The sequence below is a fragment of the Paraburkholderia sp. Clong3 genome (genome assembly GCF_050436485.1).
GTDB lineage: Bacteria > Pseudomonadota > Gammaproteobacteria > Burkholderiales > Burkholderiaceae > Paraburkholderia > Paraburkholderia tuberum.
On the sequence record NZ_JBNDMH010000003.1, the window covers coordinates 2,102,924 to 2,122,495 of the forward strand.

Annotated in this window: 18 protein-coding genes; 8 read left to right on the forward strand and 10 right to left on the reverse strand. The window is 61.8% G+C overall.

Translation table 11 applies throughout. The features are described 5' to 3' along the window. Position 1: 1 nt before the first annotated feature. The 3 genes from OKW30_RS33000 to OKW30_RS33010 all read right to left on the reverse strand — a co-directional run bounded on the left by OKW30_RS33000 (position 2) and on the right by OKW30_RS33010 (position 2,860). Positions 2-1,063: an FUSC family protein gene (locus OKW30_RS33000; RefSeq protein WP_429348693.1), complete on the reverse strand. Its 1,062-nt coding sequence runs from the start codon at positions 1,061-1,063 to the stop codon at positions 2-4. Between the two features lie 301 nt (positions 1,064-1,364). Further along, complete coding sequence (locus OKW30_RS33005; protein WP_090809648.1) at positions 1,365-2,177, reverse strand: IclR family transcriptional regulator; 813 nt, start codon at positions 2,175-2,177, stop codon at positions 1,365-1,367. A 116-nt stretch (positions 2,178-2,293) separates the two neighbouring features. Further along, positions 2,294-2,860 (reverse strand): VOC family protein, encoded by a 567-nt coding sequence (locus OKW30_RS33010; protein ID WP_184059845.1) that lies wholly within the window; start codon positions 2,858-2,860, stop codon positions 2,294-2,296. A gap of 147 nt (positions 2,861-3,007) precedes the next feature. Between OKW30_RS33010 and OKW30_RS33015 the strand changes: the two genes are divergently transcribed. From OKW30_RS33015 to OKW30_RS33030, 4 genes are all read left to right on the forward strand, one after another. Beyond that, positions 3,008-3,859, forward strand: a complete 852-nt coding sequence (locus OKW30_RS33015; RefSeq protein ID WP_184062597.1) for a fumarylacetoacetate hydrolase family protein — start codon at positions 3,008-3,010, stop codon at positions 3,857-3,859. A 56-nt stretch (positions 3,860-3,915) separates the two neighbouring features. Beyond that, on the forward strand, positions 3,916-5,448 hold the full coding sequence (locus tag OKW30_RS33020) for a bifunctional 3-(3-hydroxy-phenyl)propionate/3-hydroxycinnamic acid hydroxylase (protein WP_187630959.1): 1,533 nt from the start codon (positions 3,916-3,918) through the stop codon (positions 5,446-5,448). A gap of 90 nt (positions 5,449-5,538) precedes the next feature. Then, positions 5,539-6,885 (forward strand): MFS transporter, encoded by a 1,347-nt coding sequence (locus OKW30_RS33025; protein ID WP_187630946.1) that lies wholly within the window; start codon positions 5,539-5,541, stop codon positions 6,883-6,885. A 75-nt stretch (positions 6,886-6,960) separates the two neighbouring features. Next, positions 6,961-7,347, forward strand: coding sequence for a nuclear transport factor 2 family protein (locus OKW30_RS33030; RefSeq protein ID WP_184059839.1), 387 nt, complete (start codon positions 6,961-6,963; stop codon positions 7,345-7,347). Between the two features lie 235 nt (positions 7,348-7,582). On the opposite strand, the gene OKW30_RS33035 is transcribed toward OKW30_RS33030, so the two are convergent. From OKW30_RS33035 to OKW30_RS33055, 5 genes are all read right to left on the reverse strand, one after another. After that, positions 7,583-8,329 carry a GntR family transcriptional regulator gene (locus OKW30_RS33035; RefSeq protein WP_184062603.1) on the reverse strand — a complete coding sequence of 249 codons (747 nt, stop codon included), beginning with the start codon at positions 8,327-8,329 and terminating at the stop codon, positions 7,583-7,585. Between the two features lie 210 nt (positions 8,330-8,539). Further along, positions 8,540-9,007, reverse strand: a complete 468-nt coding sequence (locus OKW30_RS33040) for a methyl-accepting chemotaxis protein (RefSeq protein WP_429348694.1) — start codon at positions 9,005-9,007, stop codon at positions 8,540-8,542. Beyond that, positions 8,961-9,350 (reverse strand): methyl-accepting chemotaxis protein, encoded by a 390-nt coding sequence (locus OKW30_RS33045; protein WP_429348695.1) that lies wholly within the window; start codon positions 9,348-9,350, stop codon positions 8,961-8,963. Before OKW30_RS33045 ends, OKW30_RS33040 begins: the two co-directional genes overlap by 47 nt. 143 nt (positions 9,351-9,493) lie before the next feature. Continuing rightward, positions 9,494-10,114 carry a TetR/AcrR family transcriptional regulator gene (locus OKW30_RS33050; RefSeq protein ID WP_429348696.1) on the reverse strand — a complete coding sequence of 207 codons (621 nt, stop codon included), beginning with the start codon at positions 10,112-10,114 and terminating at the stop codon, positions 9,494-9,496. A 362-nt stretch (positions 10,115-10,476) separates the two neighbouring features. Further along, the gene (locus tag OKW30_RS33055) at positions 10,477-10,887 is read right to left on the reverse strand and encodes a putative quinol monooxygenase (RefSeq protein ID WP_429348697.1); all 411 of its coding nucleotides are present in this window, start codon (positions 10,885-10,887) and stop codon (positions 10,477-10,479) included. A gap of 224 nt (positions 10,888-11,111) precedes the next feature. Here OKW30_RS33055 and OKW30_RS33060 point away from each other — a divergent pair, with 224 nt between their 5' ends. The 4 genes from OKW30_RS33060 to OKW30_RS33075 all read left to right on the forward strand — a co-directional run bounded on the left by OKW30_RS33060 (position 11,112) and on the right by OKW30_RS33075 (position 17,603). Then, entirely contained in the window at positions 11,112-11,432 is a 321-nt protein-coding gene (locus OKW30_RS33060; protein ID WP_184062607.1) for a DUF4148 domain-containing protein, read from the forward strand. Between the two features lie 340 nt (positions 11,433-11,772). Beyond that, positions 11,773-14,964 (forward strand): efflux RND transporter permease subunit, encoded by a 3,192-nt coding sequence (locus OKW30_RS33065; protein ID WP_429290589.1) that lies wholly within the window; start codon positions 11,773-11,775, stop codon positions 14,962-14,964. Continuing rightward, a complete protein-coding gene (locus OKW30_RS33070) occupies positions 14,954-16,141 on the forward strand; it encodes an efflux RND transporter periplasmic adaptor subunit (protein ID WP_184062611.1) in 1,188 nt (395 codons plus the stop codon). Before OKW30_RS33065 ends, OKW30_RS33070 begins: the two co-directional genes overlap by 11 nt. Next, a complete protein-coding gene (locus tag OKW30_RS33075; RefSeq protein ID WP_429348698.1) occupies positions 16,134-17,603 on the forward strand; it encodes an efflux transporter outer membrane subunit in 1,470 nt (489 codons plus the stop codon). Before OKW30_RS33070 ends, OKW30_RS33075 begins: the two co-directional genes overlap by 8 nt. A gap of 92 nt (positions 17,604-17,695) precedes the next feature. On the opposite strand, the gene OKW30_RS33080 is transcribed toward OKW30_RS33075, so the two are convergent. Both OKW30_RS33080 and OKW30_RS33085 read right to left on the reverse strand, forming a co-directional pair. Next, complete coding sequence (locus OKW30_RS33080; protein ID WP_429349210.1) at positions 17,696-18,712, reverse strand: aldo/keto reductase; 1,017 nt, start codon at positions 18,710-18,712, stop codon at positions 17,696-17,698. 184 nt (positions 18,713-18,896) lie between these two features. Continuing rightward, a complete protein-coding gene (locus tag OKW30_RS33085; RefSeq protein ID WP_429348699.1) occupies positions 18,897-19,559 on the reverse strand; it encodes a DapH/DapD/GlmU-related protein in 663 nt (220 codons plus the stop codon). Positions 19,560-19,572: the final 13 nt, after the last annotated feature.

The following is a 19,572-nucleotide window of genomic DNA, read 5'->3' on the forward strand; positions in this document are numbered from 1 at the left end:
CTTATCGTGCGCGTCGTCCCCTGACGCATTCGCTGCCCAAGAGAACTACCATGGCGATGACCGCCCCAAGGAACGTGTCCACGATCCGCTCGCCGACGAGGGCGAGGGGAGCGCTCGTCCCGCCCACCGCTGAGATGGTCAACGCGGTTGGGGTAATGAAGGTCAGGGCCAGGGCGTAGTGCCGCGCGGCCACGACTTCGATCGCGAACTGGAGCAGCGCGAGGACCCCGACGAGCCAGAGGCCTTTCGGGTCGACGAGCTGGATCAAGCCAAAGACAGCCGCGCCCAAGACCGTGCCCACAACGCGGTGCACGGCCCGAATGGCACTTGAGCGCGAGACGTGGCTGCCCTGCAGCACCGCACCCGCGACCATAACCGTCCAGTAGGCACGGTGCTCCCCAAAAGACAGGCTCAGCAAGCCGGCGCTGGCAACCGCCACGATCACCCTCGCGGCGATCGTGGCCTTTTCCCCGTCGAGCAAGCTGGGAGGAAACCGCATGCGCAAGCTGGGCGCTTCGCCCTTGCGCTGGTGCACAAGCGGCAGCGCGAGGGGTGCGATCACGAGCAAGTACGCACTGAGCGCGCCGAGCGCGACCAGAGAGGGGATCATAAAGACGCCAAGGGGCGAACCGCTGAAACGCGCGGAAGCGGCCAGATGACCGCTGACACCGGCGACCAGCACGAACTGCATCGGCCCGGGCGGCCCCATTCCGACACCGAGCAGAATGATGCTGGCGAGCGCAGCCACGGCGACGAGGCAGGCGATGGTCAGCCACGCATTCGTCGCGCACATTACGCCCAGCGTGGAGGCGGCCACGAACCCCGCCGCGACGAACGGCAAGGCCTGGAGCCGGTCGCCCAGGCGCAGCGTCGAGCCGTAGAGAGCCGTGAAGGCGCCGAGAGAAGCGATGAGCCCGAGTGACTGGTGGCCGGCCAGCATGAACGCGCTCAGAGGCACGCCCATGGCGACGCCCCCTCCGACGCCGGCCGACCACCGCCACGGGCCGTCGTTGAAGCCGAGCAGGCTTTTCAGTACGCGGGGCGGCAAGAAAGGTCTTCTCATTTGGGATTGTTTTGTGAAGCGACCAGGTGATTGGGTCATGAAATTTGAATCGAAGCCAGAGATCGCGTTTTCGCTCCGACGGCGCTCCGGATTGCACGTCTTGTCTGTCGACACTTCAGAGCCGCATCCCGCAGGGTCGCAAGTGACCAACCGCCTTTTCGCGGCTTCAAGACGGCCCTCTCCTGACGACGTCGGTCTACGCGTTCGTGCTACCAGTTCGTTCGTCGCAAGTGCCGCTTCCCCCGAACCCACCGAGGTTCAAGTGCGCGAGCGCGATCGAATCACGTTCACGTGACGGCCATCATGCGGACCGCTTGCCTCGCGCAACGGTGTGCGACGACGTGATGGCTCCGGTCCTCCGACTTTCAACCAACGCACGCGTACGCTGCGAGATTCGCGCCGCTGCCTCCCGGATCGATTCGACAAGACGGTCCAGATTGGCAAATTCGAGTCGCTGGGTCGGCACGATCACCGCAAGCGAACCGACTGCTTCACTGGAGTCGTCCGTAAATAGCGGTGACGCCAGTGCAGAAACGCTGCTTTCCAGTTCGCCCCTCGACAGATAAAAACCGGCACGCCGGATTTTGAGCAGCGACGCGCGAAACTCGTCGAGTGTCGCCCCAAGGCCGCTTTGCGCGATCTCGTCGGCATACTGATCGAACAGGACCGCGAGCTTGGCCTTCGGAAAGGTGGACAGGATCGCTTTTGGAGCGGCGCCGAGAAATAGGGGGCGAGGACGGCCCCGGCCGTACCGGAGGTCAAGCGCCGCGCCGTGAGTCTCACGATGCGTGTCCACGAGTTCGTTACCGTACCAGCGCGACATCACCACATCGAAGCCGGAGTGTTCACTCAACTCACGCATGATCGGCTGCCCGACCGCAAGCAGCGGATCCGACATGCGCAGGTGGTAGTCAAGCTTGATGATGCGAGGGCCGAGACCATAGTCTCCTCCTGCAAACCGGATGAGCAAGCCAGCATCCAGGAGCTCGCGTACATAGCGATAAGCCGTTGGAGTTGAGCAATCGAGTTCGGCGGCAACGTCTTCGACGGACAGGAACGGCTTCGCCTCCGAAAACAGCTCGAGTATGGATAAAAGTCTCGTAATGCTCGACATCTATTGCGCTGCGCCTCCGTGTGTGAACGGAATTATATCCACTGGCAAGATCGCCATTGACGCCTTCAACGACCACCGCGCGGAAACAGTCGCACGCGAGCCACGCAGCGCCACGCTTATGCAAGCCCCATGCGCTCGGCCATTTCGGTTTGCCAGACACTTCGCGGCCTGAATCCCGATAGCGTTCTTGCGTGGCGTTCGACAGCCGCCATCAGTTCAGCATCGGGCAAGCCGAAGTCCACCGGCACCCGCATCGGCTGGTCGACGTACCACGGCGTGTCGATGTAGAGCTCGAGGCGATTGCCCTCGGGATCGCGCGCATAGATCGAAACCGAATTGCCGTGGGTGACGGGGTTGATTTCCTGCAGGCCTTCTGCAATGAACTGCCGATGAAACCGCCTCAACGTGGCAAGGCTGTCTGCTGTGAACGAAATCTGGTTGATCGGGTTGAACGCCAGGTGCTCGGGGCGGCCGCTCGCGAGCACGATCTGGTGATGCACCGCGGGATCGCGGCTCAAGAATACCAACTGCACAGCGCCGTGCGGCGTCTGCAGCGAACCCCGATCCGTCACGGTGAATTCCATCACCCGCGTATAAAAGTCCTCCACGCGCGCCATGTCGCTCACATAGAAGCCCATGTGACTGAGGGACAGCCCTGCCCTCGCTTTCTTCATACCGTTCATGCTCGTCTCCAAGTAGTGATAAACCCTAGCAAAAAACACGTTGTGACATTAGGTATATTTAGTCTATTCTCACTATAAGATAAATGCACGGGTTTTTTGCGAATCTAGGCGTTGACCCAATCTACTTTTTATCTATCCGGAGCATCAATGAAACTCGCCAGCTTCTCCACCCACCTTGGCTCGTCGTTCGGCATCGTTCGCGACGAAACCGTGTTCGACCTTGGCAAGCGTCTCGGCGGCCGCTATGCCGATCTGAAGGCACTGATTGCCGCCGACGCATTCCGCGAGGCCGCGCAGGCCGCCGATGGCAGGCAGGGCGACTACCCGCTGTCGGAAGTCACGCTGCTGCCTGTGATCCCGAACCCCGAACAGATCTTTTGCGTGGGACTCAACTACGCAGACCACGTCAAGGAAACCAACCGCGAAACCACCGAGCATCCGGTCATCTTCATGCGGGTGCCCGCTTCCCAGGTTGGCCATGGCCAGCCGATGCTGCGTCCGCCTGAGTCGCAGAAGTTCGACTATGAGGGTGAGATTGCCGTCGTCATCGGGCGCGGTGGACGACGCATCGCCGAGGCCGACGCGTGGAATCACATCGCTGGCTACGCCTGCTACAACGACGGTTCCGTGCGTGACTGGCAGCTTCATACGGGCCAGTGGGGCCCGGGCAAAAATTTCTATCGCACCGGCGCGTTCGGACCGTGGATGGTGACGAGCGACGAGATCGAACCCAACGCGGTGATGACGCTCGTCACCCGCCTGAATGGACAGGAAGTGCAACGCGCGACGACGCAGATGCTGATCCACGGCATTGCCAAACAGATTGCCTACCTGTCGACGTTCACCCCGCTCTCTCCGGGAGACGTGATCGTGACCGGCACGCCTGGCGGCGTCGGCGCGAAGCGCAATCCGCCGCTGTTCATGAAGGCCGGCGACGTGGCGGAAGTGGAGGTTGATCGGATCGGCGTTCTGTCCAATCCAATCGCCGACGAAGCGTAAAAGTCGTAGCCGGGCGCGTTCGTGTGCGCTCGGCGTCTTATCTGGCGGAACAAGACATGTTAGAGAAAACTATTTCGACGCACGCGTGCGACTACGACGTGGCCGTTATCGGTCTCGGGCCCACCGGGGCGACGCTCGCGAACCTGCTGGCAATCGAAGGCTTGCGGGTGCTGGTGCTGGAGCGAGACAAGGAGATTTTCGCGCTTCCTCGCGCGGTGCATTTCGACGGTGAATGCATGCGCGTGTTCCAAACCCTCGGTTTAACCGACAAGCTGCTACCCAAGCTGTTCGTGGGTCCCGGCATGAAATTCGTGAACGGGGAAGGCAAGTTGCTGATCGACTGGCAACGGCCAACCTGTATCGGACCACAGGGGTGGAGTGCGAGTTACAAGTTCCATCAGCCCGATCTCGAGAATGCGTTACGCGAGCGTCTTGCGCAGCAATCGAGCGTTGACGTCCGGTTGCGCCACGAAGTGTTCGCGCTTGACGAGGCGAGCGATGGCGTCCAGTTGCGCTTCGAGGATACGTGCTGCGGCAAACTTGGACGTACCACCGCGCGATATGTAGTCGGCTGCGACGGTGCGCGCTCGATTGCGCGACGCTTCATGGGCACCGAATTGACCGATCTGAAATCGCATGAACGCTGGGTTGTGGTCGACGTATTGCTCGATGCACCGCGGCCCGATCTTGGCGACTACTCGGTCCAATACTGCGACCCGGCGCGCCCGACCACTTACACGCGTGGTCCCGGAAATCGGCGCCGCTGGGAAATCATGGTGATGCCCGGTGATGACGTGACGCAACTCACGTCCCCCGAATGGCTGTGGGACAAACTCGCTCGCTGGATTTCTCCGGCCGATGCGCGCCTCGAACGTTCTGCCATCTATACATTTCACTCGGTCGTGGCGAACGGTTGGCGCCGTGGCCGACTCCTGCTTGCAGGCGATGCCGCACATCAGACGCCACCCTTTATGGGCCAGGGGATGGGAGCCGGCATTCGCGACGCGTCGAATCTCGCGTGGAAGCTTGGTGCCGTCATTCATGGCGAAGCGCCCGATACCCTCCTCGACAGCTACGAATCCGAACGCTCGCCGCACGTGCGCTTATTTATCGAAACGGCGGTACAGCTCGGCTCAGTCATTCAAACGACGAGGTCAGACCTGGCCGAAGTCCGTGATGAAGAAATGAGCGCAGCGATTCGCAATTTTGTGACCCCACAACCCAGGCTTGGCCCGGGCGCATGGATCGATGAACCATCGGGCGTGGCCGGGCATATTGCACCGCAACCCCGCCTGCCGGACGGACAACTCGTGGACGACGTGGTCGGCTATCGGTTTGCGCTGCTTGCGCGACCGGAATTGCTTCGTGAATGCCCCGACGTCGCCAATAGCGCTGCGCAAGCGGGCGTCGGGATTGTGGCCAGCGATGGAGCGGCTGTTCGCGAGTGGTTGGAGTCGATCGACGCTCCAGCGGTGCTTGTACGCCCCGACCGGTATGTGTACGGCGTCGCGCAGGACGGTGAATCCTTGCAAAACCTTCTGCACCACGCCGTACCCGGCTTGCAAACCGAAGGTGCTGTGGCCATGTGAGCCCGCACCCCCCGTTGTCACGCGAGATGTCTCGCGGTCGACGCACGTAGACCATCGGACAAAGCATCCGATAATCAAATTGGAGGAGTCATGGGAATATCCCACAACCCGGTCGGCGGCGCCGACCGTTCACAGCCATCCGGCTTGTCCCGGTCGCAGTGGAAGATGATTCTCATCGCAAGCCTTGGCGGCTCGCTGGAGTTTTACGATTTCATCGTCTACGGCTTTTTTGCCCATAACATCGCGGCCCAGTTTTTCCCGAACTCGTCGTCGCTGGTCAGCATGCTGGCTACTTTCTCCGTGCTCGCAATCGGGTACGTGATCCGACCGCTCGGCGGAATTGTGCTCAGTAGCTGGGGCGACCGGTATGGCCGGCGTCCAGTGTTTCTCGGCTCAATCATTGTGGTCACGACCGCGACGATCTGTCTTGGTCTGCTGCCCAACTTTCAGAGCTGGGGCATGACCGCATCGATCCTGTTGATCCTGCTGCGCATGCTTCAGGGTTTTTGCGTCGGCGGAGAAATGCCCGGCGCGATTACCTATGCAGTGGAAGCCGCGCCGCATCGGGCGGGGCTCGCCGCGGGCATTATTATCTGCGCGGTGAACCTGGGTGTTTTGCTGGCCACATTCGTCAACCTCGGCATCCAGACCTACCTGTCCGCCACGGACGCGGCGGCGTATGGCTGGAGGATCGCGTTTCTTTTCGGCGGCGTTTGCGGGATCGCTTCCTACCTGATGCGCCGTAATCTGGACGAGTCGCCCGAGTTCAAGAAGATGCAAGGAGCTGTCGTCAAACAGCCGTTTCGCGAGACCTTGCGACGTCATGGCAAAGCGGTCGTGACGGGGGCACTGGCGATCGCCGTGATGGCCGGCGTCAACGGCATACTTTATGGCCACATGCCCGCCTACCTCGTCCAGCAGCTGCACTATGCACCACGGACCGCGGCAATTGCCCAGAACGCTTATCTGATCGTCAGTTCCCTCGGCCTCCTCGCCGCAGGCTGGCTCGGGGACAAGATTCCACGCCGGTACCTGCTTCGAGCGTCAGCGGCGCTGCTGATCGCATTGAGCTACCCGTTCTATGAAGCGCTGGCGAGTCACACCGTCAATCCGGTGGTGCTGTTTGTGCTTGCCGGCCTGGTTTTTTCACTGGCAAGCGGGACATGGGCGTCGGTGCTCGCCGACCAATTCCCTGTCCAGGTCAGATTCAGCGGAATCGCGCTGGCTTACAACCTGGCCGTTGTCGTATTCAGCGGCTTTGCGCCCTTGCTGGCGACCATGCTGATTCGCATGACCGGCTCCTTGGCAGCGCCAGCCTGGTATGTCATCGCCGCATGCACGGTCGCGCTGCTTGCGAGCTATGGGTTGCCGACGGGAAAGTCTCGGGCCGGGTCGCCTTCGAAGACAGATGGACTGAGCGGCGAACTGTTGCGTTGAGCCGAATCGAGCCACGACGCGGCCGGCACCGTCTCTCACAAGAGGTATCCATGCAGTATTTTCGGGAGATTTACGATGAAAGATGCGTCCATTCAGGCCGCCGTCGAGGCGTTGGAACAACAGCGCTGCGACGCCACAGTGGCTGGAGACCTGCTCAAACTCGCGTCGCTACTCGACGACGATCTGACGTTCGTCCATTCAGCTGGCTACGTTCATGGCAAGTCGGAGTATCTGTCCTTCCTTACCGAGAAGATCAAGGTGCGTCAAATCGTGCGTCCGCAACCGCTCGCGTATAGGTTCCTGCCAGACACCGTGATCACGACGGGCCATCTCGAGCAATCCCTGGTGCGCAGGACCGATGGATCTGAGCTCAACATTCGCGCGCTCATAACTGAAATCTGGGTCAAACGCGAGGGCGGCTGGAAACTGCTGCATCTCCATTCTGGGCGCTTGCCGGATTGACGCAGATCCCTATCTTGCCGTCCATCTCGGGGTAAGCCTGCACACCGATCCTGAACAGGTTCACGAGCTTATGCTGCGTGCCTGTCAGGCGCACCCGTCGATTCTCGACCATCCGGCGCCATCCGTCATGTTCAGTCATCGTCGATCACTAACGCGAGAAGCATGCCAGCACGCGAGTCGCCCGCTCATGCGCGCCAGATAGGTTTCGCACGGCTCGGTACGCGCGGCGATGTCGCTATTTGGTGCCCCGCAACCTGGGTGGTGCATAGGGGACCGCATTCGGCCCCATTGCAGTGCGTGCGCGTTGCAGGCGCTCGCCCGTCAAGGTGCGCACCGCAACGCGGCTACCCTCGATATGGCGCGCGATCAACGCAACGCTACGATCCGTTTCGCGACAACGAATCGCATCGAGGATCGCGACATGTTCGTCGTAGGTTTCGTCGATGCAGTCGCCATACACGAGATCGAGCCGCCGCACGACCCGGATGCGATCGGTCACGCGCTGCATCGCATTGGTCAGCTCGGCGTTATCGGCGGCCTGCACGAGGGCGTGATGAAATGCTTCGTCGAGCGCGACCATCTCGCGGCCGTCACGCCGGCGGTGAGCAAGCGGGATCTTCCAGATTTGTTCAAGCTGACCGAGCATCTGTGCGACGCCTTCGGAGAGCTCCCCTTCGGCACTCGCAAGCTTCGAGACCGCAAAGGTTTCAATCAGCTTGCGCATTTCGTACAGGTCTTCGAAGCGCTTGAAATCGACCGGCACGACTTCCCAGCCGCCGCGCACATAGCCGCGCATCAGGCCGTCACTTTGCAGGCGCTGCAAGGCCTCGCGCGCAGGCGTACGGGACACGCCGAAGCGCTCGGCGATGCTGCCTTCCGTCACGCGGTCGCCGGGCAGCAGGCGCATATCGAAGATATCTTCGCGGACGCTGACATAGACATGATCAGCCCGCGAGGGGGGAATGCCGGTGATGTCGTTCACGCTTGGAACCTGAGTTGGCGAGTGTCGGCGCTGAGATTATTGTCCGACCCGAACGCGCCATGTCAACACGCGATGAAAAAACCGGCATCGCACGGACATCAGCCGCGAGCGAAATACACCTTTACAGCCGACAGAAACGTATCGATGTCCGCGCGCCTGCAGCGCGGACGATTTCGATTGAATTGAAAATCGGGTTATGCCGCCACGCGCTCACGAGTAGCTGCTGGCGAGCGAAAGCGCCGGGTTGCGCGCAGTGGCATCGCGCTGCTGTGGGTTGGGCGATTTCAGTTCCGAGCCGCGTTCGGACCCAACGCAGAAAAGATTGACCGCTCCAAGGAGGTTTCGTGCTTGCCGGTTCAAGGCGTCCACGGCGGCGCCCGATTGCTGGACGAGCGCGACGTTCTGTTGCGTGCTGTGCTCCAGGCTTGCGATCATCTCGCGGACCTCGCCGATCTGAAGCGTTTGCTGCTGACACGCGTCATGGATTTCGCTCATGATGCCCGTGACGCGCGCCGACGAACCCACGACCGCGGTGATGGTCGAGCCCGCGTCATCGACCTGGGTAGCGCCGTCTTTCACGCGAGCGTCGCTCGCCACGATCAGTTGCCTGACTTCCTTCGCCGCTTCTGCGCTACGTTGCGCGAGGACTCTGACCTCGCCGGCCACCACGGCAACCACGTCCCTGGCTACCTGCCCACGCGGCCTCGACCGCCGCATTCAGCGCGAGGATGTTGGTCTGGAACGCGATCCCGTCGATGACCGAGATGATCTCCGCGATGCGCGCCGACGACGCCCGTATCCCATGCATCGTCTCCACCACCCGGCCGACCGCCATGCCGCGTTCCCCAGCCGTTTCCGAGGCGTGCCTGGCAAGCTCGTCCGCGTGTCCCGCGTTCGCAGCGTTGGTGGCCACACTCGCGTCGAATTCCTTGAGTGCGCCGGTGGCCTGCTCGAGCGCGCTGGCCTGGAGCTCGGTGCGCGCGCCAAGATCGGCATTGCCGGCGGCAATCGCGTGACTCATGTCGGCGACTGCATCGGCGCCATCGCGGCAACGCAGCTCAATTTCGCAGGATTATATCGTCACCTGACGAGTTGCGCTGGAGACGACTCGGACGATCGCAGCGATAACACCGGCGAGCCGCCCGGCGCCGACTCGCAATGCGTTTATAGCGCAGGCAGCAGGCTCGGCAGGCTCGTCAGGAAGGCGCGCACGTGCATGGCAATCACCGCTGCGGCGGGCATGCTGTTTTCATTCGAATAGATGCGGCGGCGAATCGCCAGATGAGACACGGCGCCATGTAACAGCCAACCCACTTCGCCCAGTTGAGTCAGGTCGGCGGGCATGCGTAGACCCAGTTCATACGCGGTCTCCGTGACGATGATCTCGAGCGCATGGCTGACGATCGCGTTCGTATAGGCCGGCGCGGTGTGCAGGCCCTCGAGCGACGAATAAAGGAAGAGCCTCAGCCAGCGGCGCGTCAGGAGCGTATCATAGTACTCGCAATAAAAGCGGTTGAGTCGGCTTTCAATCGGCACACTTCGGTCTTGCAATTGAACGAACCAGATTGCGTCGAAGATTCCGACGACTTCCCGCTTGTAGACTTCATCAATCAAAGCGGCCTTGCTCGGGAACAGGCTATATAACAAGCGTTGCGATACGCCGCAGGCTTCCGCGATGGCGCGGGTCTGTGCGCCGAGACCATGCTCCGCGAAATATTCCGCGGCCTTCTCCAGCACGCGCGCCTGACGCTCGGCGCGCGGCAAACGCTGCGGCGCTTTTTTCATCGGCCGCTTGACCGCCGCGCGGTCGGCGCCGGTTCCACGGCTCGGCTTCTCGATAGTCCCTTTGGTCTTCATAGCTCCCTACGCTCTCGGATTATAGCTGTTATCATCACATGACGATTTACGTTTTGATAAAGTATACGCCCCGGGTGTGGGCGGCAGTCCCGCGCTGCCCTGCGTGACCCTCGCATTATCTCAGCCGTTGCGAAGCGAGCGTCGTCCTTGCTGCTGCCAACTAACCTGGAACCGGATGTTCGTTCATGTCCGCGTTGCCACGGAGGCATCGTGATGGGTGTCGGCGTGACGGCGCCCGCTTTGGCATCGAATCCCGCCCAGCCGATGGCGGGCCGCCACGAACGCTCTCTTTAGCAAGCCTGAAGCACGTTGATGACGCGGCTCACGAGCAACGGGCGCGTATTGTGTCCATATTCGGCCATATGCGCGGAGGCCCCGTGCGCCCTCAACGCTTCCGCGCTTTCCCAGCGCTCGATGACAGCGAACGTGTCCTTGCCGAGCGGTGTCTGAATCGTCCCGAACTCAGGTACGTCGATGACGGCCTCGTAGCTGATGCACCCCTCTTCGGCCAACACCGCCGGCCGGTTCTTGTTGAAAAGTGCCAGCACGGCTTCGCGTTGACCGGGCTGTGCAGTGATTGTGGCAATGACATGAATCATCCGGGTACTTCTCCTTTTCTGTTTCGGCGCCGATCGCCGCGAGAAATCATAGCCGCGTTTGCGTACGTTTGCCGATAGAGCCTCATCGAGTTCAGACCGCACTTCCGACGTGGCTCGTCAGCGATTCGATCCGTCACTACGTCGCGACGCTCAGCACGCTCTTGCCTATCTGAACATGGCAGCGGCGTAATGCAGAGGTCAGCCTCGCGTCACCTGATCTGCGGACAATAGAGCTTACTCATCCTCGCGGCGGTGGCGCGGCGAGACCCCAGGCTTCATTCATCGTGCCTGAAGCTGACCACAATTAACTTGAGAGGTAATTCACCATGAAGTCTCTGATCTATGCAGCGTTGGTTGCCAGCGCACTCGTCGTCCCCGCAGTCTCCTTTGCGCAGGACGTCACTGCCCCGCTGACGCGCGCCGAAGTGCGCGCGGACCTGGTGCAAGTCGAACAGGCCGGGTATCGCCCGAGCGCCAATGACTTGCACTATCCAACCGATATTCAGGCTGCGGAGGCGCGTATTCACGCGCAGGATGCCACGACGCCGGGCAGCATGGCAGTCGGCGGAGTGTCAATGAACGGCTCCTCGCAGTCGGGTGCGCCGTCGACGCCCGCAGGTACTCACTCGATCTACTTTGGTCACTGATGCACCTTCATGTGCATGTCATCCGTGAATCGTCGCTTGACTCTCCACCTAAAGCGATCTTCACCGAGAGGTAAGTGACGATCATCCTGAACGATACGGCAGTAACGCGAAGACCTCGCCTTTAGAACGCAGCCAACCCTTTGAATGCCGTCTGAAACGAGCCACGAGAACCCTCGATGGCCCTCTCAAACGTTGCGCCATCCGTCACAGCCAAACATGTCGCTGGCTCAACCGTGTTTTATGAGTGTGTCAGGCTTCAGAACTGCGGCCGAGGTCGGCCGTACATCGCGCTAGATCGCTCCAAGATGCTCTTACGTTTCCTCCAAGCCCTGGAATTCTCATGCTCGGTCTAGTTCGTGTCGCGCTCCGACGCCCCTACACTTTCGTCGTCCTCGCGATCTTCATCCTCATCATCGGGCCACTGTCCGCGATGAAGACGCCCACCGACATTTTTCCCGATATCAGAATCCCGGTGATCAGCGTGGTGTGGCAATACACGGGGCTGCCGCCGGACCAGATGGTCGGTCGGATCACGTCGCCGTTCGAACGCACGCTGACTACCACCGTGAACGATGTCGAACACATCGAGGCGGAATCGGTCGCCGGCTTTGGGATCATCAAGATCTTCTTCCAGCCGGGCGTGAATATCAGCACGGCGAACGCGCAAGTGACCGCGGTCGCGCAAACTCAGTTGCGGCAGTTGCCCGCGGGCACTACGCCGCCGCTGATCCTCAATTACAACGCGTCGACCGTACCGATCATCCAGTTGGCGCTATCCGGCAAGGGGCTGTCCGAGCAGAAGCTGGGCGACCTCGGTCTGAATGCGGTGCGTCCCGTTCTCACGACTGTCGCCGGTGCGTCGGTTCCCTACCCTTTCGGCGGCAAGACACGCCAGGTGCAGATTGACATTGATCCTGCGGCACTGCAGGCGCGCGGCTTATCCGCGCAGGACGTCGCCAATGCCCTGGCGGGTCAGAACCTGATCACGCCGGTCGGCACGGAAAAGATCGGCGACTACGAATACACGCTGCAACTCAACAACGCGCCCTCGGAAATCAAGACCTTGGGCGATCTACCGGTCAAGGCGGTCAATGGCACGACGGTCGCGATTCGTGACATTGCGAATGTTCGCGACGGCAGTCCGCCGCAAACCAATATCGTTCACGTGAACGGCCGGCGTTCGGTGCTGATGTCGGTACTCAAGAACGGTTCGGTTTCGACGCTCGGGATCATCTCCGGCATCAAACAGCAAATCGCCAACGGGAAAGCATCGTGGCCCGATAACCTGAATGTCGAGCCGATCGGCGACCAGTCGATCTTCGTGCGCGCAGCCATCACCGGTGTGGCACGCGAAGGCGTGATCGCTGCCGTGCTCACCAGCCTGATGATTCTGCTGTTCCTCGGCAGCTGGCGTTCGACGATCATCATCGCAACCTCGATCCCACTGGCCATCCTTGGCTCGATAGCCACGCTCTCCGCACTGGGCGAAACCTTGAACATCATGACGCTCGGCGGTCTCGCGTTAGCGGTCGGGATTCTTGTCGACGATGCGACCGTGACGATCGAGAACATCAACTGGCATCTCGAGCACGGCAAGGAGGTGGAGACCGCTATCCTCGATGGCGCCGCGCAGATCGTCACACCCGCGTTCGTTTCTCTTCTGTGCATCTGCATCGTGTTCGTGCCGATGTTCTTCCTGAACGGCGTGGCGCGCTTCCTGTTCGTGCCGATGGCGGAGGCCGTCATTTTCGCGATGATCTCGTCGTTCATCCTCTCGAGAACCCTCGTGCCGACAATGGCCAAATACCTGCTGAAACCGCATGCGCAGGGTGAGCATGCCGATGAGGCGCAGCGTCCGGGTCCGCTCGGACGCTTCCAGCGCGGCTTCGAAGCACGCTTTGAAACGGTGCGTGGCGTGTATCGCGGGTTACTCGAACTCGCGCTGAACCATCGGCGTCCGTTCGTCAGTTGCTTCCTCGGCTTCGTCGCGCTCTCGTTCGCCCTCGCGCCCTTGCTCGGCCGCGACTTCTTCCCGGCGGTCGATGCCGGGCAGATCCTGATGCATGTGCGCGCACCAGTCGGGGTTCGCGTCGAAAAGACCGCGCAGATATTCGCGAATGTCGAAGGCGCAATCCGGCAGATCATCCCGCCATCCGATCTCGGCACGGTGGTCGACAATATGGGTCTGCCGGTCAGCGGCATCAATACCGCGTACAACAACACCGGGACGGTCGGTTCGCAGGACGGCGACATCCAGATTGCGCTGAACGAAGGGCATCGTCCGACCGACGAGTATGTCCGCATCATGCGTGAACGATTGCCGCGCGAATTCCCTGGAGTCACGTTCTCTTTTCCACCGGCGGACATCATCGGTCAGATCCTTAACTTCGGCTCGCCGGCGCCGATCGACCTGCAGATCCGCGGCAACAACCTGAACGCCAACTATGCGTATGCAGACCGTCTGCTGCGCGCGGTCCGCGACGTGCCCGGCGTGGTCGATGCACGGATCGCGCAGTCGCACGGCAACCCCACCTTCAACGTCGATGTCGACCGCACGCGTGCACAGTTACTCGGCATCACCGAGCGCGACGTGACGAACAGTATGGTGGTGAACCTCGCAGGTTCGAGCCAGGTTGCGCCCACGTACTGGCTGAACAACGCGAACGGCGTGTCGTATCCGATCGTGATGCAAACGCCGCAATACAGTCTCGATTCACTAGCAGCATTGCAAAATCTGCCGATCACCGCCAGCGGTGGAGGCACCGCCCAGATCCTCGGCGGTCTGGCAACGGTCGATCGCACCACCAGCAACGAAGTCGTCAGCCAATACAACATCCAGCCCATGGTCGAGATCTTCGCGACCACCCAGGATCGCGACCTCGGCGCGGTGTCGGCCGATATCCAGCGCGTCGTGCACCAGAACGCCAGCACCTTGCCGAAGGGCTCGAGCATCGCGCTGCTGGGTCAGGTGCAGACGATGAACAGCGCCTTTGCCGGCATGTTGTTCGGCCTGCTTGGCGCAGTGGTGCTGATCTATCTGCTGATCGTCGTCAACTTCCAGTCGTGGGCCGATCCGTTCGTGATTGTGAGCGCATTGCCGGCGGCGTTGGCGGGTATCGTCTGGATGCTGTTCGCGACGCACACGACGCTCTCCGTACCCGCACTCACTGGCGCGATCATGTGCATGGGGGTGGCGACTGCCAATTCGATTCTGGTCGTCAGCTTCTGCCGCGAACGTCTTGCCGTCCATGGCGATCCGTTCAAGGCGGCGCTCGAAGCGGGCTTTACGCGCTTTCGCCCGGTGCTCATGACCGCGCTATCCATGATGATCGGCATGGCGCCGATGGCGCTCGCTCTCGGCGAGGGCGGTGAGCAAAACGCGCCGCTCGGCCGCGCCGTGATCGGCGGTTTGATGTTTGCCACCACGGCTTCGCTGTTCCTGGTCCCCGTCATCTTCTGTATTGTTCACGCGCGCCCAGGGCGCGCGGCGACCCCAGCATCCGTCCCGGGAGATCCTGCACATGTCGTCTGAATCCGCTTTTCCCACTAATACGCCATCGCGCCGTCCGCTTCGGGTTGCGGGTGTGATCGGCCTGCTGGTCGCCTTAGGCATCGTCGTTGGCGGTGTCGCGCTGCGAGCCGTCGACGCCCGCAAGCTGAAAACCTGGACGGAGGCTCAGGCCGTACCGACAGTCAATCTGATCCAGCCCATGCGCGACCCCAACGGACCTTCACTGCAACTGCCCGGCCGGCTCGAAGCGTTCACGCGGGCGCCGATTTTCGCGCAGGTCAGCGGCTACCTGAAATCATGGAGCGTCGATATCGGCGCGCCGGTCAAGGCGGGTCAAGTGCTCGCCGAAATCGAAACACCCGAGCTTGACCAGCAGCTCCTTCAGGCACGCGCCGATCTGCAGAGCGCGCAGGCGAATGCCGTCGTAGCGGGTACGACGGCGAAGCGCTGGGAGGCGCTAAGAGGCACCGATTCCGTGGCCCAGCAGGACGTCGACCAACGCACTGCTGATTACACCGCGAAGGAGGCGATCGTGGCGGCCGCGAAGGCCAACGTCGATCGCCTCGTCGCTACGAAGGCCTTCGCGCGGATCGTCGCGCCGTTCGACGGCGTGGTGACCGCGCGCGACACCGACGTCGGCGCGCTGGTGAACGCCGGTAGCGGTGGCGTCGGCCAGGAGCTGTTCGCGGTCTCCGAGGTCAAGCAATTGCGTGTGTATGTTCAGGTACCGCAGAACTACGCTCCCGCGATCCACGATGGCACGACCGCGACCCTGACCGTTCCCGAGTACTCCGACCAGCATTTCACCGCGCGCGTGATAGCAGCGGCAGACTCCGTCAATTCGAGTTCGGGAACGACGCTGGTGCAGCTGCTGGTCGACAATGCCAACGGCAAGCTGCTGCCGGGCGGTTTCGCCAGCCTGAAATTCACGTTGCCCGCGTCCGCCGATTCACTTCGGGTCCCAGCTAGCGCGCTCGTGTTCGATAGCCGCGGCGTCGTGGTCGCCACGCTCGGTGCGAACGGTCACGTACTGTTCAAGCAGGTGAAGATCGACCGCGATCTGGGCGACTCGGTGGAGATCGGCTCGGGACTCGCCGCCAACGATCGCGTGATCGATACGCCGCCCGATGGACTCGCCGACGGCGACGGCGTGCAGGTTGCGCCGGCCACTGACAGGAAGGCGACCGCACATGGTTAAGCCAGGACTTGTCGCGATTTTAACGGGCGTTCTGGCGCTATCCGCCTGCTCGCTCGCGCCGCAATATCAGCTGCCTTCGGCGCCGATAGCGGCGCAATACAAAACCGTTGGTCCCTGGACCGCCGCTCAGCCTGCCGACCGGATAGACCGTAACGGCTGGTGGAAAATATATGGCGACGCGCAACTCGACGATCTCGAAGCGCGTCTACTGGCAAACAACACCGATCTGCGCGCCGCGTACGCGCACTATGCGCAAGCGCAGGCTTTCGTCGCGCAGGTCGCGTCGGGACTGTATCCGACCATCAGCGCAAGCGCCGTGCCGCAGCGCGTTCGCCAGTCCGACGACCGGCCGTTGCGCGTGGGCGGCCCGAACGACTACAACTCCGTCACGCTCGGCGCCGAAGTCAATTACGACCTCGACCTGTGGGGCCGCGTGCGTGACTCCGTGGTGGCCGGCAAGGATGAGGCTCAGGCGACCAAAGCCGATCTGGCTTCGGTGAAACTGGCCCTGCAAGTGGCACTCGCAGACAATTACATCGGTTTGCGTGGCCTCGACCAGCAGACCGAACTGCTGAACGAGACGGTCATGGCGTATGCGAAAGCGCTGCAACTCACGCAGACGCTGCATGGCAGTGGGATCGTGGCGGGCCTCGACGTTTCGCGGGCTCAAACGCAATTGTCGTCGGCGAAGTCCCAGTTGTCGCAGAATCTCGCGCAACGAGCGCTCATCGAACACGCGATTGCCGTGTTGGTCGGCACTTCCGCGTCCGAATTCAGCCTGCCGCAGCAGACCGCCGCCATCGCGTTGCCGGCGATTCCAACCGGCCTGCCCTCGACGCTGCTGCAACGTCGCCCCGACGTCGCAGCAGCGGAACGCCGGGTTGCCGAGGCTAACGCAAAGATTGGCGTCGCGCGCGCGGCATATTTCCCGGACATCACGCTGAGCTTGCAGGGTGGTGTGCAAAGCGCCGCCTATGCTGGACTGGTTAGCGCGCCCAATCTGTTCTGGGCGATCGGCCCGCAGCTCGTGCAATACGTCTTCGACGGCGGCTACCGTCATGCGCAGCTCGATGCCGCGAAGGCGGCAACCGAGGAAGCCGGAGACCGCTACCGCAGCGTGGTGCTGTCGGCATTCCAGCAGGTCGAAGACAACCTTGCGCTGCTGTCGTATCTCGGCACCGCGCTTGGCGAGCAAAAGGATGCCGCGAATGCCGCGCAGTACTCGGTCGATCTGGCGTTGCGCCAATATCGCCAAGGCACTGTAGGTTACCTCGATGTCGTGCAGGCGCAGACCGTCGCACTCGAAGCACAACGCAGCGTGCTCGATATCCAGACACGCCAGCTAAGTGCCAACGTGCAACTGCTGCATGCGCTGGGCGGCGGATGGTCGAGCGATGAACTCGCCCAAGTGGCTGCCACGCGGGTACTCGTCGCGACAACGATGGCACAGGGCGCAAATTGAAGGCCTGCACAGGGCGCAACCGGAAGGGTGACCCGGTTGCGCACGCTGTCGATAGCATGCGTAGCAGTCCGATGTGGCGGAACCTGTCCGGCTTACGAACCGTGACGGGGAATCCGCCCAAAGAAAAGATGCTTGGGATCATTGAACCCGGGCGTCGAAGGGTGGCCCGTAGTGACGAGCGAGTCGACGAAGTCTTCGTCTTCGGCGCTCAGGCGATAGCTCAAGGCTGGCAGATAATCGTCCCATTGCGCCACGGTGCGTGGTCCGGCGATGGTTGAACTGATATAGCTGCTGTTGAGCACCCAAGCGAGTGCGAATTGTCCCGCACTCAGTCCACGCGCCTCTGCATGCTCGCGAACGCGCCGTGCCAGCTCCAATGATTCGGGCCGCCATTCGGCCTGCTGCAAGCGGCGGTCGCCGCGCCCTGCACGCGTATCGGCCGCGGGCGTCACGCCCAATTCGTATTTGCCGGTCAGCACGCCGCGAGCGAGTGGGCTGTACGAAATCACGCCTAGGCCGTAACGGTGCGCAGCTGTCAGCTGTTCGGCCTCGGCCTGCCGATTCGCGAGGTTGTAGAGCGGCTGACTGGCTACCGGGGCAGCGAGACCCAGTGCCTGGGCGGTATGACTGAATTCGGCGATCTTCCATGCGCGATGGTTCGACAGGCCGTAGTAGCGCAATTTGCCGGCCTGGACCAGATCATTTAGCGCGCGCACCGTTTCATCGACCGGCGTGTCGTGATCTTCAGCGTGGAGGTAAAGCAGATCGATATAGTCCGTCTTCAGGCGCTTGAGGCTGGCCTCAACGGCTCGCACCATGTGTTTGCGCGAAGCGCCGCGCGCATTGACGTCACCATCGCCGAATGGACTGGCCAATTTGGTCGCCAGCACCCAGCGATCGCGCCGGGCGGCGATGCAACGCCCGACGACACGCTCCGATTCACCGCCAGCGTAGACGTCGGCGGTATCGATCGAGTTGACGCCTTGTTCATGCGCCTGGTCGACGATACGTGCCGCGGTTGCTTCGTCGGTCGGATCGCCGAACAGCATCGTCCCAAGCGTCAGCGTCGAAACCTTGAGGCCGCAGCGGCCAAGTTGGCGAAATTCCATTTGAGACTGTTCCGTTAATTTGAAGGATCTAACCTGGGAATTCCACGTGACACATCCATAGAGACGGGCACGTCGAGACCAGGTGATTGAAGCGACGACCGTTGGCACCCTCGTCTGGGCAACGCACCATTAGGGCCGTGCAAGGCTCCGCCCGTCGCGGAGAAACGGCCGCTTGGCCATTCATTCACTTTTGCCCGTCGTACTTCTCCACGAACTCGGCCGCCGTGAGCCCACGAAAATCGGCCAATGCCGCGTCAATGCGCTCGGCGCTCCAGTCCCACCAGGCTATCTGCTGCATGCGCTCCGAGGTGCGCGCGTCGACGCGAAAACGCAGCACCCGCGCCGGCACCCCGACGACGATGGCGAACGGCGGTACGTCCTTGGTCACAACGGCTCCTGAGCCGACCGCGGCGCCAGTGCCGATCGTCACGCCGGGCATGATGATGGCATCGTGGCCGAGCCACACGTCGTGACCAATCTCGACTGGCTCCTGGGCCCGCCACTGGAAGATGTCAGCGTCGTCGTCGAGGGACAATCCGTACGATCGTGAGCGATAGGTAAAGTGATGGTGGGTCGCACGCCACGAAGGATGATTGGGCGGGTTGATGCGTACGCCGGTGGCGATATTGGCGAACTTGCCAATGAGTGCGTGGGCGATCTGATTGTCACCCATCGCATAGCCGTAGTCGCCGATGACGGATTCGGCGACATGGCTGCGCGGACCGAGATAGGTGTAACGGCCAAAGTCGCTGGCGCGAACTACCGCCGTTGGATGGATTTCCGGATGCTCCGACAGAACGCAACCGAGCGCCCACGGATCGACGCCGACGCCATGATTGATCAACATATCGATTCTCGTG